This window comes from Pseudomonas sp. TE3786, assembly GCF_054057335.1.
In genome coordinates this window covers 21,516-40,161 of sequence record NZ_JBSRZF010000014.1, presented here as the reverse complement: position 1 = coordinate 40,161, position 18,646 = coordinate 21,516, and the positions used below count along the sequence as shown (strand labels likewise).

The 18,646-nt window shown below is 61.1% G+C and carries 16 protein-coding genes, 1 pseudogene and 1 riboswitch; of the genes and pseudogenes, 9 read left to right on the top strand and 8 right to left on the bottom strand.

Annotation, left to right across the window (positions count from 1 at the left end; all coding sequences use genetic code 11):
• Positions 1–13: 13 nt before the first annotated feature.
• The gene (locus ACVW0Y_RS15855) at positions 14–490 is read left to right on the top strand and encodes a chemotaxis protein CheW (RefSeq protein WP_457439367.1); all 477 of its coding nucleotides are present in this window, start codon (positions 14–16) and stop codon (positions 488–490) included.
• A 275-nt stretch (positions 491–765) separates the two neighbouring features.
• Entirely contained in the window at positions 766–1,296 is a 531-nt protein-coding gene (locus ACVW0Y_RS15850; protein ID WP_457439365.1) for a ferritin-like domain-containing protein, read from the top strand.
• Positions 1,297–1,402: 106 nt separating this feature from the next.
• On the opposite strand, the gene ACVW0Y_RS15845 is transcribed toward ACVW0Y_RS15850, so the two are convergent.
• Positions 1,403–2,122, bottom strand: a complete 720-nt coding sequence (locus ACVW0Y_RS15845; RefSeq protein ID WP_457439363.1) for a 16S rRNA (uracil(1498)-N(3))-methyltransferase — start codon at positions 2,120–2,122, stop codon at positions 1,403–1,405.
• A gap of 105 nt (positions 2,123–2,227) precedes the next feature.
• Positions 2,228–3,631, bottom strand: a complete 1,404-nt coding sequence (locus ACVW0Y_RS15840) for an adenosylmethionine--8-amino-7-oxononanoate transaminase (protein ID WP_457439361.1) — start codon at positions 3,629–3,631, stop codon at positions 2,228–2,230.
• 216 nt (positions 3,632–3,847) lie between these two features.
• Here ACVW0Y_RS15840 and ACVW0Y_RS15835 point away from each other — a divergent pair.
• The 3 genes and pseudogenes from ACVW0Y_RS15835 to ACVW0Y_RS15825 all read left to right on the top strand — a co-directional run.
• A pseudogene (locus tag ACVW0Y_RS15835) lies at positions 3,848–5,335 on the top strand (flavin monoamine oxidase family protein); the annotation flags it as partial.
• Positions 5,336–5,608: 273 nt separating this feature from the next.
• On the top strand, positions 5,609–6,163 hold the full coding sequence (locus ACVW0Y_RS15830) for a cytochrome b (protein WP_457439359.1): 555 nt from the start codon (positions 5,609–5,611) through the stop codon (positions 6,161–6,163).
• Positions 6,164–6,193: 30 nt separating this feature from the next.
• The gene (locus tag ACVW0Y_RS15825; RefSeq protein ID WP_457439357.1) at positions 6,194–6,778 is read left to right on the top strand and encodes a YceI family protein; all 585 of its coding nucleotides are present in this window, start codon (positions 6,194–6,196) and stop codon (positions 6,776–6,778) included.
• Between the two features lie 377 nt (positions 6,779–7,155).
• Here the strand turns inward: ACVW0Y_RS15825 and ACVW0Y_RS15820 are convergent, their stop codons facing one another.
• The 3 genes from ACVW0Y_RS15820 to ahcY form a co-directional block, all read right to left on the bottom strand.
• Entirely contained in the window at positions 7,156–9,099 is a 1,944-nt protein-coding gene (locus tag ACVW0Y_RS15820) for a DEAD/DEAH box helicase (protein WP_457439355.1), read from the bottom strand.
• 339 nt (positions 9,100–9,438) lie between these two features.
• A complete protein-coding gene (gene metF / locus ACVW0Y_RS15815) occupies positions 9,439–10,284 on the bottom strand; it encodes a methylenetetrahydrofolate reductase [NAD(P)H] (protein WP_457439353.1) in 846 nt (281 codons plus the stop codon).
• 113 nt (positions 10,285–10,397) lie between these two features.
• The gene (ahcY, locus tag ACVW0Y_RS15810) at positions 10,398–11,792 is read right to left on the bottom strand and encodes an adenosylhomocysteinase (RefSeq protein ID WP_457439351.1); all 1,395 of its coding nucleotides are present in this window, start codon (positions 11,790–11,792) and stop codon (positions 10,398–10,400) included.
• 21 nt (positions 11,793–11,813) lie between these two features.
• A riboswitch (S-adenosyl-L-homocysteine riboswitch) is annotated at positions 11,814–11,946 on the bottom strand.
• A gap of 186 nt (positions 11,947–12,132) precedes the next feature.
• Between ahcY and ACVW0Y_RS15805 the strand changes: the two genes are divergently transcribed.
• The 3 genes from ACVW0Y_RS15805 to ACVW0Y_RS15795 all read left to right on the top strand — a co-directional run bounded on the left by ACVW0Y_RS15805 (position 12,133) and on the right by ACVW0Y_RS15795 (position 13,629).
• A complete protein-coding gene (locus tag ACVW0Y_RS15805) occupies positions 12,133–12,537 on the top strand; it encodes an acyl-CoA thioesterase (RefSeq protein WP_457439349.1) in 405 nt (134 codons plus the stop codon).
• Positions 12,538–12,662: 125 nt separating this feature from the next.
• The gene (locus tag ACVW0Y_RS15800; protein WP_457439348.1) at positions 12,663–13,049 is read left to right on the top strand and encodes an MAPEG family protein; all 387 of its coding nucleotides are present in this window, start codon (positions 12,663–12,665) and stop codon (positions 13,047–13,049) included.
• Positions 13,050–13,179: 130 nt separating this feature from the next.
• On the top strand, positions 13,180–13,629 hold the full coding sequence (locus tag ACVW0Y_RS15795; protein ID WP_457439346.1) for a c-type cytochrome: 450 nt from the start codon (positions 13,180–13,182) through the stop codon (positions 13,627–13,629).
• On the opposite strand, the gene ACVW0Y_RS15790 is transcribed toward ACVW0Y_RS15795, so the two are convergent.
• The 3 genes from ACVW0Y_RS15790 to ACVW0Y_RS15780 all read right to left on the bottom strand — a co-directional run bounded on the left by ACVW0Y_RS15790 (position 13,630) and on the right by ACVW0Y_RS15780 (position 16,426).
• Complete coding sequence (locus ACVW0Y_RS15790; RefSeq protein ID WP_457439344.1) at positions 13,630–14,034, bottom strand: DUF1090 domain-containing protein; 405 nt, start codon at positions 14,032–14,034, stop codon at positions 13,630–13,632. It lies immediately after the preceding gene.
• Positions 14,035–14,190: 156 nt separating this feature from the next.
• Positions 14,191–15,381, bottom strand: coding sequence for a methionine adenosyltransferase (metK, locus tag ACVW0Y_RS15785; RefSeq protein ID WP_457439343.1), 1,191 nt, complete (start codon positions 15,379–15,381; stop codon positions 14,191–14,193).
• 19 nt (positions 15,382–15,400) lie between these two features.
• The gene (locus ACVW0Y_RS15780) at positions 15,401–16,426 is read right to left on the bottom strand and encodes an ArsR/SmtB family transcription factor (protein ID WP_457439341.1); all 1,026 of its coding nucleotides are present in this window, start codon (positions 16,424–16,426) and stop codon (positions 15,401–15,403) included.
• A gap of 188 nt (positions 16,427–16,614) precedes the next feature.
• Here ACVW0Y_RS15780 and tkt point away from each other — a divergent pair, with 188 nt between their 5' ends.
• Entirely contained in the window at positions 16,615–18,612 is a 1,998-nt protein-coding gene (gene tkt / locus ACVW0Y_RS15775; RefSeq protein WP_457439339.1) for a transketolase, read from the top strand.
• The last annotated feature ends 34 nt before the right edge of the window (positions 18,613–18,646 follow it).

Here is an 18,646-nt window from a genome sequence, read left to right as displayed (position 1 = left end):
CAGGATTTTCCCCATGAGCCAAGCCGTCACCACCACTAACACCTCCACCGCGACCAGCATCACCGGTCTGCTGGTGCCGTTGGCCGACCGTACCCTGTTGCTGCCCAACGTGGCGGTGGCCGAGCTGATTCCGTATCGCGCGCCACAAGTGACGCCCGGTATGCCGGCCTGGTTTCTTGGGCAGATGGCCTGGCGCGAACTGAGCTTGCCGCTGCTGTCGTTTGAAGCCGCTTCCGATGGCCAGCCGCAGATTCGTCCCGGTGCCCGGGTGGCGGTGATCAACGCCCTGGGTGGGCGTCCCAACGTGAAATTCCTGGCCCTGCTGGTGCAGGGTATTCCGCGCTCGCTGAAAGTCGGCACCGACCTTGCCCGCGCCGATGTGCCCTTGGCCCCGCTGGAATTGGATGCGGTGAGCTTTGGTGAAGCTGTGGCCAAGATTCCTGACCTGCTCGCACTGGAGCAGATGCTCGCCGACGCTGGTTTGATCTGAGTTCCACTGCGCGCTCCTGGCCGTCGGCCATACCGCGTTGAAAGGCGAATTTAAATGCTCACGTACTCTAGTACGCTCCGCTTTAAATCCGCCTTTCGCCTTGTCTGACTAGTCCAGAAACGCTCGACCGCGTCGCGTCCTGATGCGTTTGTCCGTCGCTTGCCGCGCCTGCGAAAGATCAAACTTTTCCCCTCCTCGCTACTCCCAACTCAGTACACCGAGACGCTGGCCGCCAGAGCCCGCGCGACTGACTGATTAGCTGATGGAGAACTGATATGACCGCTGCACAATTGACCGACGTTGCCACGCTGCGCCAACGCGCTCGCCAGCACATCGAGGAAGGCGCGATCACCGAGGGTTACTCGGCAGACCGCGAGGAAGTCCTCAAGCTGCTGAATGCGTCATTGGCCACCGAACTGGTCTGCTACCTGCGCTACAAACGCCATTACTTTATGGCCACCGGGCTCAAGGCCAGTGTGGCGGCGGCGGAGTTTCTCGAGCATGCCCAGCAGGAACTGGCGCATTCCGACTTGTTGGCCGAGCGCATCATGCAGTTGGGCGGCGAGCCGGACTTCAATCCCGCAGGTTTGACCGCGCGCTCCCACGCCGAATACGTGGAAGGTGAAACGCTCAAAGAGATGATCACCGAAGACCTGGTGGCCGAGCGTATTGCCATCGACAGTTACCGCGAGATCATCACCTTCCTCGGCAACGACGACCCCACCACCCGCCGCCTGTTCGAAGAGATCCTCGCCCAGGAAGAAGAGCACGCCGACGACTTAGCTGACCTGCTTAAAGATTCCTGATCCAAACGCCTCGCGCATTTGATCGCGTAGGAGCGGCTTCAGCCGCGATGCCTTTGATCTTGAAGAGCATCGCGGCTGAAGCCGCTCCTACGGTGCCGGGGTTTGCTTAGAAATCCCCCCAAAGCTGCTGCGCCACACTCAACGCCACCACCGGTGCCGTCTCGGTGCGCAACACCCGCGGCCCCAAGCGCGCGGCGTGAAAACCTTTGCCCTGCGCCTGGCTGACCTCGGCATCCGAAAGCCCGCCCTCGGGCCCGATCAGAAACGCCAATGACTGCGGCTTGGCATGGCTGGTCAACGGTTCGGCCACCGGGTGCAACACCAGCTTCAGCTCGGCCTGGCAGTGTTCCAGCCACTGCGCCAACGATACCGGTGGATGTATGACCGGCAACACCGAACGCCCACATTGCTCACAGGCGCTGATCGCCACCTGCCGCCAGTGCTCCAGACGTTTGTCTTCGCGCTCGCCTTTCAGGCGCACTTCGCAGCGCTCGCTGACAATCGGGGTGATTTCGTTGGCCCCCAGTTCGGTGGCTTTCTGAATCGCCCAGTCCATCCGTTCGCCCCGCGACAGGCCCTGGCCCAAGTGGATATGCAGCGGCGACGCGGCTTGCCCCGGCAAGGCTTCGCGCAGCTCGACGCGCACATTCTTTTTGCCCACTTCGATCAGTTCGCCGAGAAACTCCTGGCCGCTGCTATCGAACAGCTGTACGGCATCGCCGACGGCATGGCGCAGTACGCGACCAATGTAATGGGCCTGGGTTTCCGGCAGCTCGTGCTGGCCGAGGGAGAGGGGGGCGTCGATAAAAAAGCGGGAGAGGCGCATGGCAAATACGGGAGCTGGCGGCAGGGGTGGCAAGCATAACATCGCGGCTGAAGCCGCTCCTACGGCGCGTACGGCCCGTAGGAGCGGCTTCGGCCGCGATGCTCTTTAACCCGGATCGCGGAAGTTCGGGTGACGACCACTCACGGCAACGCTGGTCTTGGTGGCAGTCGCAATATCGATGCCCTCGCTGGCCACTTCGGCGAGAAAGTCGATCTGCTCCGGGGTAATCACGTACGGCGGCAGGAAATACACCACGCTGCCCAGCGGGCGCAGCAACGCCCCGCGCTCCAGCGCATGCTGGAACACCTTCAAGCCGCGCCGTTCCTGCCACGGGTAAGGGGTTTTGCTGGCTTTGTCCTGAACCATTTCAATCGCCAGCACCATGCCGGTCTGCCGCACTTCGGCGACGTGCGGGTGATCCACCAGGTGCGCCGTGGCGCTGGCCATGCGTGCGCTCAAGGCTTTGTTGGCTTCGATAACGTTGTCCTGCGCGAAGATATCCAGAGTCGCCAAGGCTGCCGCACAGGCCAGCGGGTTGCCGGTGTAGGTGTGCGAATGGAGGAAGGCGCGCAGGGTTTGGTAGTCGTCGTAGAAGCCCTGGTAAATCGTCTCGCTAGTCAGCACTGCGGCCATTGGCAGATAGCCGCCGGTGAGGGCTTTGGACAGGCAGAGGAAGTCCGGGGCGATACCGGCCTGCTCGCAGGCGAACATGGTGCCGGTGCGGCCGAAACCGACGGCGATTTCGTCGTGGATCAGGTGCACGCCATACCGATCACAGGCCTCGCGCAACAGCTTGAGGTACACCGGGTGGTACATGCGCATACCGCCGGCGCCCTGAATCAGCGGCTCGATGATGACCGCGGCAACGTCCTGGTGGTTTTCCGCCAGGGCCTGCTCCATTTGGCCGAACATCACCCGCGAGTGTTCTTCCCAGCTCACGCCTTCGGGGCGCAGGTAGCAGTCCGGGCTGGCCACCTTGATGGTGTCCATCAGCAGCGATTTGTAGGTTTCGGTAAAGAGCGCCACATCGCCGACCGACATCGCCGCGATGGTTTCGCCGTGGTAGCTGTTGGTCAGGGTGATAAAGCGCTTCTTGCGCTCCTGGCCGCTGTTGCGCCAGAAGTGAAAGCTCATCTTCAGCGCCACTTCGATGCCCGAGGAGCCGTTGTCGGCGTAGAACACCCGGTCCAGGCCGGCGGGGGTGAGCTTCACCAGTCGCTCGGACAACTCGATCACCGGCTGATGGCTGAAGCCGGCGAGGATCACATGTTCCAGCTGATCGACCTGATCCTTGATGCGCTGGTTGATGCGCGGGTTGGCGTGACCAAACACGTTCACCCACCAGGAGCTGACGGCGTCGAGGTAGCGCTTGCCATCGAAGTCTTCCAGCCACACGCCTTCGCCACGCTTGATCGGCACCAGGGGCAGTTGCTCGTGGTCCTTCATCTGCGTGCAGGGGTGCCAGAGCACCGCCAGGTCGCGTTGCATCCACTGATTATTCAGGCTCATTCGGAACTCCCAGGCAATCAAGACAGCTGTACAGACGCGGCCAGGCTGACGCCGGGCACGCAAAGCAGGGGTGCAGCCTATGCAATGGCTGGCCTTGTAACAACCCAAACACCATTTACCCGACGGACCTGGCTGGCTGCGCTGCGGGCGGCGGCGTATTCTGCGCGCCATCTCAAAGTATTCCGCTGCCTGCGGAACGGGTAGAAGGAGTTGTGTATGTTGCGGACCGGTTTGCGCGCCTTGGCGTTGCTGGCATTGGGTGTATGCAGTGGGGCCGCGCAGGCTGCCGATAAGCCGGCTGCCAGCAAGGTTCCGACGGCGATCGTGGTCGGTGGTGGGTTGTCCGGTCTGACCGCCGCCTACGAGCTGCAGCAGAAGGGCTGGCAGGTCACTCTGCTGGAAGCCAAACCGAGCATTGGCGGTCGTTCCGGTCTGGCCACCAGCGAGTGGATCGGTGGCAAAAAGGTGCAACCCACCCTGAACGGCTATATCGATGCTTTCAAGTTACAAACCCTGGCCGCCCCCGAGTTTGTGCGTAACCCCAGCTACCTGATCAATGGCGAGTACTTCACCGCCGCCGATCTGACCACCAAGCAGCCGGAAACCGCTGAAGCGCTCAAGCGTTTCGACAAGAGCCTGGACGATCTGGCCGCTTCCATCAGCGACCCGATGAACCCGGCGGCCAACAACACGCTGTTCGCCCTCGACCAGATGACCGTGGCCAAGTGGCTGGACAAGTTGGCGCTGCCGCCTACCGCACGCCTGCTGGTGAACCAGCGCATCCGTTCGCGCTATGACGAACCGTCGCGCCTGTCGCTGCTCTATCTGGCCCAGCAGACCCGGGTTTATCGCGGCATCGACGATCGCGATCTGCGTGCGGCGCGTCTGCCCGGCGGCAGTCAGGTGCTGGCCGGGGCGTTCCTCAAACAGTTGAAAACCATCAAGACCAACGCCAAGGTCTCGGCCGTCAGCCAGGACAAGGATGGCGTGACGGTCAAAGCCGGTGCCGTGGGTTACAGCGCCGACTACGTGGTGCTGGCTGTGCCGTTGAAAGCCCTGGCGCAGATCCAGCTGACTCCGGCCCTGGATGCCGCCCACACAGCCGCGATCAAAGGCACCAACTACGGTTGGCGCGATCAGGTCATGCTCAAGTTCAAAACCCCGGTGTGGGAGAGCAAGGCGCGGCTGTCCGGTGAGATCTTCACCGACCAGGGCCTGGGCATGCTGTGGATCGAGCCAGCGGCCAAAGGCGGTGCCAACGTGGTGATCAACCTGTCCGGCGACAACGCCCGTGTACTGCAGGCCTTCGGTGACAAGCAGATGGTCGACCAGGTGCTGATCCGCCTGCACGCCTTCTACCCGAAAGCCCGTGGGGCCTTTACCGGCTATGAAATCAAACGCTACAGCACCGACCCGTCCACCGGCGGTTCCTACCTGGCCTACGGCCCGGGCCAGCTGACGCGTAACTGGCGTCTATGGGAAAAACCGCTGCAGCGCGTGATATTTGCTGGCGAACATACCGATGCCCTGTATCCCGGTACGCTGGAAGGTGCACTGCGCAGTGGCCAGCGCGCGGCCAGTCAGGCGCAGGATCTGCTCGCCGGTACCTTCGTCGACCCGACCAAACCGGTGGTGGCCGAAGCGGCTCCGGCGAAGAAAGACAACGACGGCAAAGACGAGCCGGGGTTCTTCTCCAAGCTGTTCTAACCTCGCCGCGCCGAAAAACTCGAGGCTGAAGTCTCTCCCACAGTGGATCGCGTTCTATGTGGGAGGCTTCAGCCTCGATGCTCTTGATCCTTGTTCTTCTGTGACCCAAAAGTTCCCGCCTTCCCCGACCACTCGGTCACCTGTTCTTTCCTCCCATCTATCCCGCCCTAAATCATCGTATTTCCCGATATTTCAAAGCAGGATTTTTCGCTTTAACTCGATAGATTTATCGCTAGTCTTACCCCACTGCTTTTTCACGGAATCCCCTACATGCAGCTGCGCAACTCCTCTTCTCGTTATGGTCTGGTCAGCATCGTTTTGCACTGGGGCATCGCTTTGGCGGTATTTGGATTGTTCGGCCTGGGGCTGTGGATGGTTACCCTCGACTACTACAGCCCCTATAACCACTCCGCCCCGGCGCTGCATAAAAGCATCGGTCTGACCTTGCTGGCGCTGATGGTGGTACGTCTGCTGTGGCGTTTTATCAGCCCGCCACCACCGACGCTCAGCAGCTACAGTCCGGCCACCCGCCTGGGCGCCAAGCTGGGCCATAGTGTGCTGTATCTGGTTTTGTTCGCCGTACTGATTGCCGGCTACCTGATTTCCACCGCCGATGGCCGGCCGATTGAGGTATTCGGCTTGTTCGCGGTACCTGCCTCACTCACCAGCATTCCCGATCAGGAAGACGTTGCCGGTGCAGTGCATTTGTACCTGGCCTGGGGTTTGGTGATTTTTGCCGGTCTCCATGCGTTAGCCGCTTTAAAGCACCATTTCATCGACCACGATGTAACCCTGACCCGTATGTTTGGCCGTCGCGCCGACTAACCCCCTCACTGCATCAGAAGGACTTACGCAATGCTCAACCTGAAAAAATCCCTGGCTGCTCTGGCCCTCGGTACCGCTCTGCTGAGCGCCGGCCAGGTTATGGCTGACGACTACACCATCGACAAGCAAGGCCAGCACGCCTTTATCAACTTCAAGATCAGCCATCTGGGCTTCAGCTACATCTACGGCACCTTCAAGGACTGGGAAGGTACCTTCAGCTTCGACGCCAAGAACCCCGAAGCGAGCAAGATCGACGTCACCCTGAAAACCACCAGCGTCGACACCAACCACGCCGAGCGCGACAAGCACATCCGCACCGCCGACTTCCTCGACGTGTCGAAATTCCCGGAAGCCAAGTTCGTTTCGACTTCGGTTAAATCCACTGGCGAAGGCACCGCGGACGTTACCGGTAACCTGACCCTGCACGGCGTGACCAAGCCTGTAGTGATCAAGGCGACTTTCCTGGGTGAAGGCAAAGATCCATGGGGCGGTTACCGTGCAGCGTTTGACGGCACTACCACCATCAAGCTGAAAGACTTCGAGATTCAGAAAGACCTGGGCCCGAAATCCCAGGAGCTGGAGCTGATTATTTCGTTTGAAGGTGTGAAGAAGTAAGGGTTAATCCCGCCAACCAAAACGCCGGCCCAGTGCCGGCGTTTTGGTGTGTGACAGACGTAGGTCGGGTCGGTCCGGGTTCGGCGAGCGAAGCCCAACGCGGGTGGGCTCGGTGTACGGCTGGTTGGGCGTCGCCTTCGGCTCAACCCAACCTACATACCCACTCGTAGGAGCGGCTTCAGCCGCGATGCTCTTAACGATCAAAAGCATCGCGGCTAAAGCCGCTTCTACGGGGAGTGTTGTGGGCGCTGCGTGCCGACGTAGGCGAATATCGCCAAGTGATATCCGCCGATATGCGCAAGCGGGTATTCGCCCTACGGTTCTCCACATACAAAAACACCGGCACAAGGCCGGTGTTTTTGTATAACGCGCGAGGCTTAGCCTTCGCGGTTACGGGTCAGCAGTGCCGGTTTTTCGCCACGATTGCGGCTCGGCAGTTTGTCCAGTTGCTCCAGCTGCTCGGGCGTCAGGGTACGGTCGATTTTCGACTCCTTGTGCACGATCACCGGTTGGTGCTGTGGCTCACGCGGACCGCGAACGGCCGGTTCCTGACGCAGGGCGTCGGGGCGGGCGCGCGAGTCGTCACGGCGCGGCTGACCGCCGTTGCGTTGCGGGCGCTTGCCCTGACCGTTGGCGGCGGCACCACCATTGCGCTGCCCCTGGGGCTTGCCCTGGCCTTGCGGACGCGGCGACTGACCACGCGGCGGTTGCCCGGCCGGACGCGGTGCGCCCTGGCCAACACCGTTGCTGGCGCTCGGGCCACTGGCGGCCGGGCGACGGCCACGGTTTTGCTGGCCGCGGTTCTGGTTCGGGCTGACGTAATCGGCACGGTTTCCAAAGTTGTCGATTTCGTCGTCGAGGAACTCGTCCGGCGCGCGATCGGCTGGCAACGGTTGAACTGCCGGGGCAGCGCTGCTGGTGCGTGGCTGACGCGGCTCATTGCTGCGCGGTTGGCCCTGACGGGGCTGTTGCTGGCGACCTTGGCCGGCTGGCTTGTCACGGCCCTGGGCGGCAGGTTTGTCCTTGCCGTCCTTACCTTTGTCCTTGCGTCCGCTGCCACGGCGATCACCGCCACCGCCACCGCCCGGTTTGTTCGGATCACGCGGGGCACCACGGCCACGGTTCTGACCTTCAGGGCGCTCGCGCACTTCCGGTTTTTCCGCTTCCACGGTGCTGGCATCAAAGCCCATCAGGTCGCCGTCGGCGATCTTCTGTTTGGTCATGCGCTCGATGCCTTTGAGCAGCTTCTCTTCGTCGGGTGCTACCAGCGAGATCGCTTCGCCGCTACGACCGGCACGGCCAGTACGGCCGATACGGTGTACGTAATCTTCTTCAACGTTTGGCAGCTCGAAGTTGACCACGTGGGGCAGCTGGTCGATATCCAGGCCGCGAGCGGCGATATCGGTGGCCACCAGAATGCGCACGGCATTGGCCTTGAAGTCGGCCAGGGCCTTGGTGCGGGCGTTCTGGCTCTTATTGCCATGAATCGCCACTGCCGGCAGGCCATGCTTGTCGAGGTACTCGGCGAGGCGGTTGGCACCGTGCTTGGTACGGGTGAACACCAGCACTTGTTCCCAGGCACCAGCGGTGATCAGGTGCGCGAGCAGGGCGCGCTTGTGATTGGCCTGCAGGCGGAACACCCGTTGCTCGATACGCTCGACCGTGGTGTTCGGCGGCGTCACTTCGATACGCTCGGGGTTGTGCAGCAGTTTGCCGGCGAGATCGGTGATGTCTTTGGAAAAGGTCGCCGAGAACAGCAGGTTCTGGCGTTTGCTCGGCAAGCGCGCGAGGACCTTCTTCACGTCATGGATAAAGCCCATGTCGAGCATCCGGTCGGCTTCGTCCAGCACCAGGATTTCCACGTGGGACAGATCCACGCTGCCTTGGCCGGCAAGGTCGAGCAGGCGGCCGGGGCAGGCGACGAGTACGTCGACACCGCGGGCCATGGCCTGTACCTGGGGGTTCATGCCAACACCGCCAAAAATGCAGGTGCTGACGAATTTCAGATCGCGGGCATACAGCTTGAAGCTGTCGTGCACCTGGGCGGCGAGCTCGCGGGTCGGTGTCAGCACCAGTACGCGGGGCTGTTTCGGGCCATGGCGGTGTTCGCGGTCCGGGTGACCGTTGGGGAACAGGCGCTCGAGGATCGGCAAGGCGAAGCCACCGGTTTTACCGGTGCCCGTCTGGGCGGCAACCATCAGATCGCGACCTTGCAACACGGCGGGGATAGCCCGCTGTTGCACTGGAGTGGGCTCGGTGTAGCCAGCAGCCTCGACGGCACTGACTAAAGCCTCGGAGAGACCGAGGGAAGCAAAGGACATGAGTAATCCTGTTTAGTTAGGGCGTGGCCCATAGGGAAAGTCTGCCGTGCATGAAACGCGTTGAGGGCGCGTTCCCGTCCGGTCCTGCTGACCTCTAGGAGGGTCAACGTCCGGGCGTAAGCCAAGCGGGAGCCCGGAGTATATACAACGGTGTACGGCAGCGCACTCCCAGGCGTCGGCCATGCGGCGTTGGAGCAAAACCGAAAATGCTCACGTACTTAAGTACGCTGCGCTTTTCGGTTTCACTCCGCCTTACTGGCTCTAGCCTGAGAGCGCTTCTACTGCGTGCGTCGTGCGAAATGGACCGCTGTGCACAACGGTCGTTCACTCAGGTGCCGCTTAGCGCGGCAGCTTGAGGTTGTTCCAGATCGCCAGGCTGGGTTCTGCCTGGTTCAGGGTATAGAAGTGCAGACCCGGTGCGCCACCTTGCAGCAGGCGGTCGCACATTTCTGTGATGACCTGCTCGCCGTAAGCCTGAATGCTGTCGATGTCGTCGGCATAAGCCTCCAACTGTTTGCGAATCCAGCGAGGGATCTCGGCACCACAGGCGTCGGAGAAGCGCGCCAGTTTGCTGTAGTTGGTGATCGGCATGATGCCCGGCACGATGGGAATGGTGACGCCCATCTTGCGTACGCGCTCGACGAAGTAGAAGTAGCTGTCGGCGTTGAAGAAGTACTGGGTGATCGCGCTGTCGGCACCGGCCTTGGCCTTGCGCACGAAGTTGGCGATGTCGTCTTCGAAGTTGCGCGCTTGCGGGTGCATCTCCGGGTAGGCGGCAACTTCGATATGGAAGTGGCTGCCGGTTTCTTCACGGATAAAGCTCACCAGGTCGTTGGCGTGACGCAGCTCGCCGCTGGCCATGCCCATGCCGGATGGCAGGTCGCCGCGCAGGGCGACGATGCGCTTGATGCCCGCTTCCTGGTATTGCTTGAGCAGGGCACGCAGTTCGGCCTTGCTGTCGCCCACGCAAGACAGGTGCGGTGCGGTGGAAACCTGCACTTCGCTGTCCAGTTGCAGCACGGTGTTGATCGTGCGGTCACGGGTGGAGCCCCCGGCACCGTAGGTGCAGGAGAAAAAATCGGGGTTGTAGCCGGCCAGCACACGGGCGGTGGCCATCAGTTTTTCATGCCCAGCATCGGTCTTGGTCGGGAAAAACTCGAAGCTGTAGCGACGTTCTTTGCTCATTTAAAGGTGCTCTTGGTCACGCTGGCGAATGGTCGACAGGCCCGGCTTTCCTGAAGAAAAGCGCGAGCCTGTACTTCGCGGCAAGCGCGCGCACGAGGCGCGCGCCGGGCACATCAGTAGCGGTAGGCGTGTGGCTTGAACGGACCTTCCTGCGCCACGCCGATATAGTCGGCTTGGGTTTTGGTCAGTTTGGTCACAACGCCGCCGAAACCCTTGACCATTTCCAGGGCCACTTCTTCGTCGAGTTTCTTCGGCAGCACTTCCACGGTCAGGCGCTCGGCTTTTTGCGCCGGTGCCAGGTCGGCGTACTTCTGGCCGAACAGGAAGATCTGCGCCAGTACCTGGTTGGCGAACGAGCCATCCATGATGCGGCTCGGGTGACCGGTGGCGTTGCCCAGGTTAACCAGGCGGCCTTCGGCGAGCAGAATCAGGTAGTCATCGTTGTGCGGGTCGAAGCTGCCGGCGCCAGTGCGGTGAACCTTGTGCACCTGCGGCTTCACTTCTTCCCATGCCCAGTTCTTGCGCATGAAAGCGGTGTCGATCTCGTTGTCGAAGTGACCGATGTTGCACACCACGGCGCGTTTTTTCAGGGCGGTAAGCATGTTGCTGTCGCAGACGTTGACGTTACCGGTGGTGGTGACGATCAGGTCGATCTTGCCCAGCAGCAGTTTGTCGATGCTGGCGGCGGTACCGTCGTTGTTGCCATCAATGAATGGCGAAACCACTTCGAAACCGTCCATGCAGGCTTGCATGGCGCAGATCGGGTCAACTTCGGTGACCTTGACGATCATGCCTTCCTGACGCAGCGATTGAGCCGAGCCCTTGCCCACGTCACCGTAGCCGATTACCAGCGCTTGTTTGCCGGACAGCAGGTGGTCGGTGCCGCGCTTGATGGCGTCGTTCAGGCTGTGACGGCAGCCGTACTTGTTGTCGTTCTTGCTCTTGGTCACCGAGTCGTTGACGTTGATGGCCGGGATCTTCAGCTCGCCCTTGGCCAGCATGTCCAGCAGACGGTGTACGCCAGTGGTGGTTTCTTCGGTCACGCCGTGGATACGGTCAAGCATGGCCGGGTATTTCTTGTGGATGATCTCGGTCAGGTCGCCGCCGTCGTCGAGGATCATGTTGGCATCCCATGGCTGGCCATCCTTGAGGATGGTCTGCTCGATGCACCACTCGTACTCTTGCTCGGTCTCGCCTTTCCAGGCGAATACCGGAATGCCGGCGGCGGCGATGGCAGCAGCAGCCTGGTCTTGAGTGGAGAAAATATTGCAGGACGACCAACGCACTTCGGCACCCAGGGCAACCAGGGTTTCGATCAGTACGGCAGTCTGAATGGTCATGTGGATGCAGCCGATGATTTTTGCGCCTTTCAAAGGCTGCTCGCCGGCGTACTTGTGGCGCAGACCCATCAGGGCTGGCATTTCGGATTCGGCGATGATGGTTTCGCGACGGCCCCAAGCGGCCAGGGAAATATCGGCGACTTTATAGTCGGTAAAAGCAGCGCTCATGCTGTAACTCCATTCGTGGTGTGCGAATGGGCGCCGTTGATGCGTTTTAACAACCGGGAATCACCGAGGTGTTCAACCCGTTGTTCGATACGCCCTGTTCGAGCCTGACAGGAAACTTCATGGCGAAGACCCTGCTGCAGCGCCCCTCGAACAGGTGGCGGGAGCGGCCGAGAATCTGCTGGGCCGCTTTGAAGCTGGGGGATTATAGCCAAGCAGCGCGCCTTGCCCAAGGCTTTCCGTCTACTTATGCGCACCGGCTATGAGCATTATTGATAGGCATGCTGCGACAGGCTCAGGTGGTGTCTGCCATGCTCCCCCCGTCCCAACATGAGGAGCAGGTATGAACTTCCACACACGCAAATGGGTGAAGCCCGAAGACCTCAACCCCAATGGCACGCTGTTCGGCGGCAGCCTGTTGAAATGGATTGATGAAGAGGCGGCGATCTACGCGATCATCCAGCTGGGTAGTCAGCGCGTGGTGACCAAACTGATTTCCGAAATCAACTTCGTCGCCTCGGCGCGCCAGAGCGACATCATCGAACTGGGCATCACCGCCACCGAATTTGGCCGCACCTCGCTGACCATGCGCGCCGAAGTGCGTAATAAGATCACCCGCAAGAGCATCCTGACCATCGACAAGATGGTCTTCGTCAATGTCGACATCGAAGGCAACCCGGCACCCCACGGCAAAACCGAAATCACCTATATCCGTGATCAGTTCAAGGAAGAGGGCGGTTCGGACTGATTACCCTGCGGCTGCGCCAGGGGTCGGCTGATTGACCGATATGCCATGGACCCGCGCGACGCTGGCCATGGATTCCGCACCGGGATAAAGGCAAGCTGCTCGGACAATAAAACCGAGGAGTTGCCATGACCATTGCTTATTGGTGCGTGCTGATCGCGCTGTTTCTTCCCTATGTGTCCACCGTAGTGGCCAAAGCCCTGGGTGGCGGCTTTACCCCCAAGCACAACCACGACCCGCGTGCGCTACAGGCCACGCTGACCGGCCCGGCCAGGCGCGCCAACAATGCGCAACTGAATGCCTTTGAAGTGACCCCGGCCTTCGCGGCTGCAGTGATCATCGCCCATCAGGTCGGTCATGCCGCGCAGACCACCATCGATCTGTTGGCGATCTGGTTTGTAGTCAGCCGCGTGCTGTACCTGATCTGCTACCTGGCCGACTGGGCGCCAATCCGTTCGCTGGTCTGGGGCATTGGCATGGCGTTGATCGCCAGCTTCTTCTTCGTCAGTGTCTAAGATCAAGAAAATCGAGGCTAAAGGAGATGCGGCACCATGGCGCATCAACCAGCCGTCGCAGCGGTTGGTAAACCGCGTCCAGGCGAGGATACTGGCGGCCGCCGTTGAACAGCCAAAAGTAGCCTCGCCCATGATTCTGAAAAAATCCCTTCTCGTTGCCCTGGCCTGCGTGGCCCTCACCGCCTGTGGCGGTGTCGATCCCAATTCGCCGCAAGGTAAGCGTCAGACGGTGTTCAAACAGATGCTGAAAACCGGCGAAGACCTGGGTGGCATGCTGCGCGGTCGGGTGCAGTTCGATAGCGCCCGTTTTGCCACCGATGCGGTGAAACTCGACGAGCTGTCCAAGCAGCCTTGGCAGTATTTCCCACAGGTGCAGGAAGCCGACAAGAGCAGCGCCAAGCCCGAAGTATGGGAAAACCAGGCGCGCTTCCAGGAACTGGCGAAGAACCTGGAAACCGCTACTGCCGCCCTCGTGGTGGCGAGTAAAGATCAGCCTCTGGACGCGAAGAAACTCGACGCTCCGGTACAGGCTGTAGAAGACGCCTGCGAAACCTGCCACAAGGCGTTCCGCAACCACTGATCAGCGTTCAAGCTGCTTCTTTGCTTCGTCGAGTTCTTTGCGGGCCTCGGCGAGTTTGTTTTTGCGCGAGTCGATCTTTTCCGGGTCGCCCTTGCTCATGGCTTTTTGCAGCTCGTTCTCACGTTTTTTCACTTCGTGCTGAGCGTCGAGCACCTTCTGCTCGCGGGATTTTTCCAGCTGCTCGTCGGTGCAATTGCTCTTCACCTGGCTCAAGGCTGTTTCCAGACCGGCTTGCTCGGCGCTGTTGCCTGCGGCCTTGGCTTGCTCGATCTGCTGCTGAATTTCATCACGCTTGGCGGCGCAGCCGGTGAGGGTCTGAGTGGTTTCTGCCGCCACCGCAGCGCTGGCCAGCAGGCTCAGCAGGGCAGCGCAAACAAGGTGACGCACAGGGTGTTGGCAAGGCATTGCGGCGCTCCATGGCAGTGAAAAGACCGCGAGGGGCAGGCCGTCGCGCGGTCACAATGGCCTGAAGTCTATCCCATTGAAACCAGCTTGGTATGTCCAGCACGCCATACAAAAAGCCCCGCACGAGGCGGGGCTTTTTGTGTTCCGACGTAGCCCTTACAGGCCAGCAGCAGCGCGCAGCTGTTCGGCTTTGTCGGTTTTTTCCCAGGTGAAGGTGGTGAAGGTGTCGTCGCCAACAGTCACTTGCTCCGGGGTACGGCCGAAGTGGCCGTAGGCCGCGGTGGCCTGGTACATCGGGTGCAGCAGGTCGAGCATTTTGGTGATGGCGTACGGACGCAGGTCGAAGGTGTCGCGGACCAGTTTGATGATGGTCTCTTCGCTGACTTTGTTGGTACCGAAGGTGTTGATCGATACGGAAGTCGGCTGGGCCACGCCGATGGCGTAGGACACCTGGATTTCGCAACGATCGGCCAGGCCGGCAGCGACGATGTTCTTCGCCACGTAACGACCAGCGTAGGCGGCGGAACGGTCAACCTTGGATGGGTCTTTACCGGAGAACGCGCCACCACCGTGACGGGCCATGCCGCCGTAGGAGTCGACGATGATCTTGCGGCCGGTCAGGCCACAGTCGCCAACCGGGCCACCGATTACGAAGTTACCAGTCGGGTTGATGTGGAACTGGGTGTCTTTGTGCAGCCACTCAGCCGGCAGCACGTGCTTGACGATCAGTTCCATCACGCCTTCGCGCAGGTCTTTGTAGCTGACATCCGGGTTGTGCTGGGTGGACAGAACCACGGCATCCACAGCCACCGGCTTGCCATTTTCGTAGCGGAAGGTGACTTGCGATTTGGCATCCGGGCGCAGCCACGGCAGCAGGCCGGATTTGCGTGCTTCGGCCTGGCGCTCGACCAGGCGGTGGGCGTAGCAGATTGGCGCCGGCATCAGCACGTCGGTGTCGTTGCTGGCGTAGCCGAACATCAGGCCCTGGTCGCCAGCGCCCTGATCTTCCGGCTTGCTGCGGTCAACGCCCTGGTTGATGTCAGGGGACTGCTTGCCGATGATGTTCATCACCCCGCAGGTGGCACCGTCGAAGCCGACATTGGAGCTGGTGTAGCCGATGTCGCTGATGACATTACGGACGATTTCTTCCAGGTCGACCCAGGCGTTGGTGGTCACTTCGCCCGCGATGATGGCTACACCGGTTTTCACCAGGGTTTCGCACGCCACGCGAGCAAATTTGTCCTGGGCAATGATGGCGTCCAGCACGGCATCGGAAATCTGGTCGGCGATTTTGTCTGGATGTCCTTCAGACACGGACTCAGAGGTGAAAAGAGAGTATTCGCTCATCTCGACGGGTTCCTGTTTATCAAGTGTTCGGCAGCGTTACGGCTACCGATGGGTCCGGGCTGCCAGGGGCGCGCTGGAAATGGCGCACCTGAATCTGGAAACCATTGCGTAAACCAATGTAGAGGCTTTCACCGGGCACGAGGCCTGCGGCGGTTGCCCAGTGGGCCAGGTCGTCCTGTTCAAAGCCTAACCAGAGATCACCACAGGCCTCGCGGGCCCAACTCTGGTTGTGGCGGCATAGCTCGGTAATCAACAGGCTGCCGCCGGGTTTGACCCGTTGCGCCAGCTGTTTCAACGCATCGGCGGGGGCGGCCAGGTGGTGCAACACCATGTTCAGCACCACGCAGTCGGCGACCAGTCGCTCGCTGTCTTCATTTAATGCATCGGCCAGTTGCAACTCAACGTTGCCCAGGCCTTCCTGTTCGCAGCGCATGCGCGCCAGTTCAAGCATGGCCGGACTGTTGTCCAGCGCGGTGACCCGAGCAAAACGGCGCGCCAGTTCCGGCAGAAAGCCGCCGTCGCCGGGGCCGACTTCCAGTGCGGTGGCGTCCTTGGCGAAGCCCAGGGCGTCGAGCAGGGCCAGCACGCTGTCGCGATACTGTGGCAGGCCGGCGATCAAATCCTGCTGGGCCTGGAAGTTTTCCGCCATACGGCTGAAAAAATCCTGGCTGGCTGCAGCCCGTTGCCCATGTACGGCGGCGATACGGGTTTGTACCTCGGCCGGCAATTCCAGGCTGTCGACTTCATCAAGTAGCGCGTTGTGCAGCAGGCCACCAAGGCGTTCGGCCGGCGCCAGGGCGCGCCGGTAGAAAATCGCATTGCCTTCGCGGCGGGTGGCCACCAGGCCGGCCTGGGCCAGTACCTTCAAATGGTGGCTCATGCCCGACTGTCCGGTGGCGAAGATCTGCGCCAGCTCCAGCACCCCAAAGGAGTCGTTGCACAGCGCCCGCAGTACATTCAAACGCAACGGATCGCCGCCGGCTTTGCACAGGGCAGCCAATTCATCGGCGGGCTCGAAGCGGAGCTGAGGGACGCGCATATTCATAGGCTGCGCAGTCTAGTCGGTCATTTTTTATCCAGCAAGGCCAATATCAAAAAGTTTTGATATTGCGTGGGGAAGGTTCGTGCAGGGGACAAATGCACCCCGGTACGACCATCTGTGATTGCCCCGCACTACCTGCCTGGGCGAAAATGGCCGCCTTTTTGTGATCAGCCCCCTCCAGGAGATTAGCGATGCCCAGCCGTCGTGAGCGTGCCAACGCCATTCGTGCCCTCAGCATGGATGCCGTGCAAAAAGCCAACAGCGGCCACCCCGGTGCTCCGATGGGTATGGCGGATATCGCCGAGGTGCTGTGGCGCGACTACCTCAAGCACAACCCGAGCAACCCCGAATTTGCCGACCGTGACCGCTTCATTCTGTCCAACGGCCACGGCTCGATGTTGATCTACTCGTTGCTGCACCTGACCGGTTACGACCTGTCCATCGACGACCTGAAGAACTTCCGCCAACTGCACAGCCGCACCCCGGGTCACCCGGAATACGGCTACACCCCGGGTGTAGAAACCACCACTGGCCCATTGGGTCAGGGCCTGGCCAATGCCGTGGGTTTTGCCCTGGCCGAGAAAGTGCTGGGCGCGCAGTTCAACCGTCCTGGCCACAACATCGTCGACCACCACACCTATGTGTTCCTGGGTGACGGTTGCATGATGGAAGGCATCTCCCACGAAGTGAGCTCGCTGGCCGGCACCCTGGGCCTGGGCAAGCTGATCGCGTTCTACGATGACAACGGCATCTCCATCGATGGCGAAGTCGAAGGCTGGTTCACCGACGACACCCCGAAACGCTTCGAAGCCTACGGCTGGCAAGTGATCCGCAACGTCGACGGCCACGACGCCGAAGAAATCAAGATCGCCATCGACACCGCGCGCAAGAGCGCACAGCCGACCCTGATCTGCTGCAAAACCGTGATCGGCTTCGGCTCGCCAAACAAACAAGGCAAAGAAGACTGCCACGGTGCACCGCTGGGTGCCGATGAAATCGCCCTGACCCGTGCCTCCCTGGGCTGGAACCACGGTCCGTTCGAAGTGCCGGCCGACATCTACGCCGAGTGGGACGCCAAAGCTGCTGGTGCTGCCGCCGAAGCTGAGTGGAACAAGCGCTTCGACGCTTACGCTGCCGCTCACCCGGAACTGGCCAGCGAACTGAAACGCCGCCTGGCCGGCGATCTGCCTGCCGACTTCGCTGACAAGGCCACTGCCTATATCAATGAAGTGGCGAGCAAAGGCGAAACCATCGCCAGCCGTAAAGCCAGCCAGAACGCCCTCAATGCCTTTGGCCCGCTGCTGCCGGAGTTCCTCGGCGGCTCGGCCGACCTCGCCGGCTCCAACCTGACCCTGTGGAAAGGCTGCAAAGGCGTGAGCGCCGAAGACGCGGCCGGCAACTACATGTTCTACGGCGTGCGCGAATTCGGCATGAGCGCCATCATGAACGGCGTCGCCCTGCACGGCGGCTTCGTGCCTTACGGCGCCACCTTCCTGATCTTTATGGAATACGCCCGTAACGCTGTGCGCATGTCGGCCCTGATGAAGAAGCGCGTGCTGTATGTGTTCACCCACGACTCCATCGGTCTGGGCGAAGACGGCCCGACGCACCAGCCGATCGAGCAACTGACCAGCCTGCGCACCACGCCGAACCTCGACACCTGGCGTCCAGCTGACGCCGTTGAATCGGCCATCGCCTGGAAGCACGCGGTAGAACGTAAAGACGGCCCGAGCGCCTTGATCTTCTCCCGTCAGAACCTGCCGCACCAAGCGCGTGATGCCGAGCAACTGGCCAACGTGCAGCGCGGTGGCTATGTGCTCAAAGACTGCGCCGGCGAGCCTGAGCTGATCCTGATCGCCACCGGTTCGGAAATCGGTCTGGCCGTTGCTGCTTACGACAAGCTCACCGAACAAGGCCGCAAGGTGCGCGTGGTATCCATCCCGTGCACCAGCGTGTTCGAAGCCCAGGACGCCGGTTACAAGCAGTCGGTTCTGCCGCTGCAAGTGGGCGCGCGTATTGCCATCGAAGCCGCTCACGCCGATTACTGGTACAAGTACGTGGGCCTGGAAGGCCGCGTGATCGGCATGACCAGCTTCGGCGAGTCGGCCCCGGCACCAGCGTTGTTCGAACACTTCGGCTTCACCGTGGAGAATATCCTCGAGCAAGCCGGCGAGTTGCTGGAAGGCTGAAAGCCTGGCCTGACCCGTCCGTAGGATGGGTAGA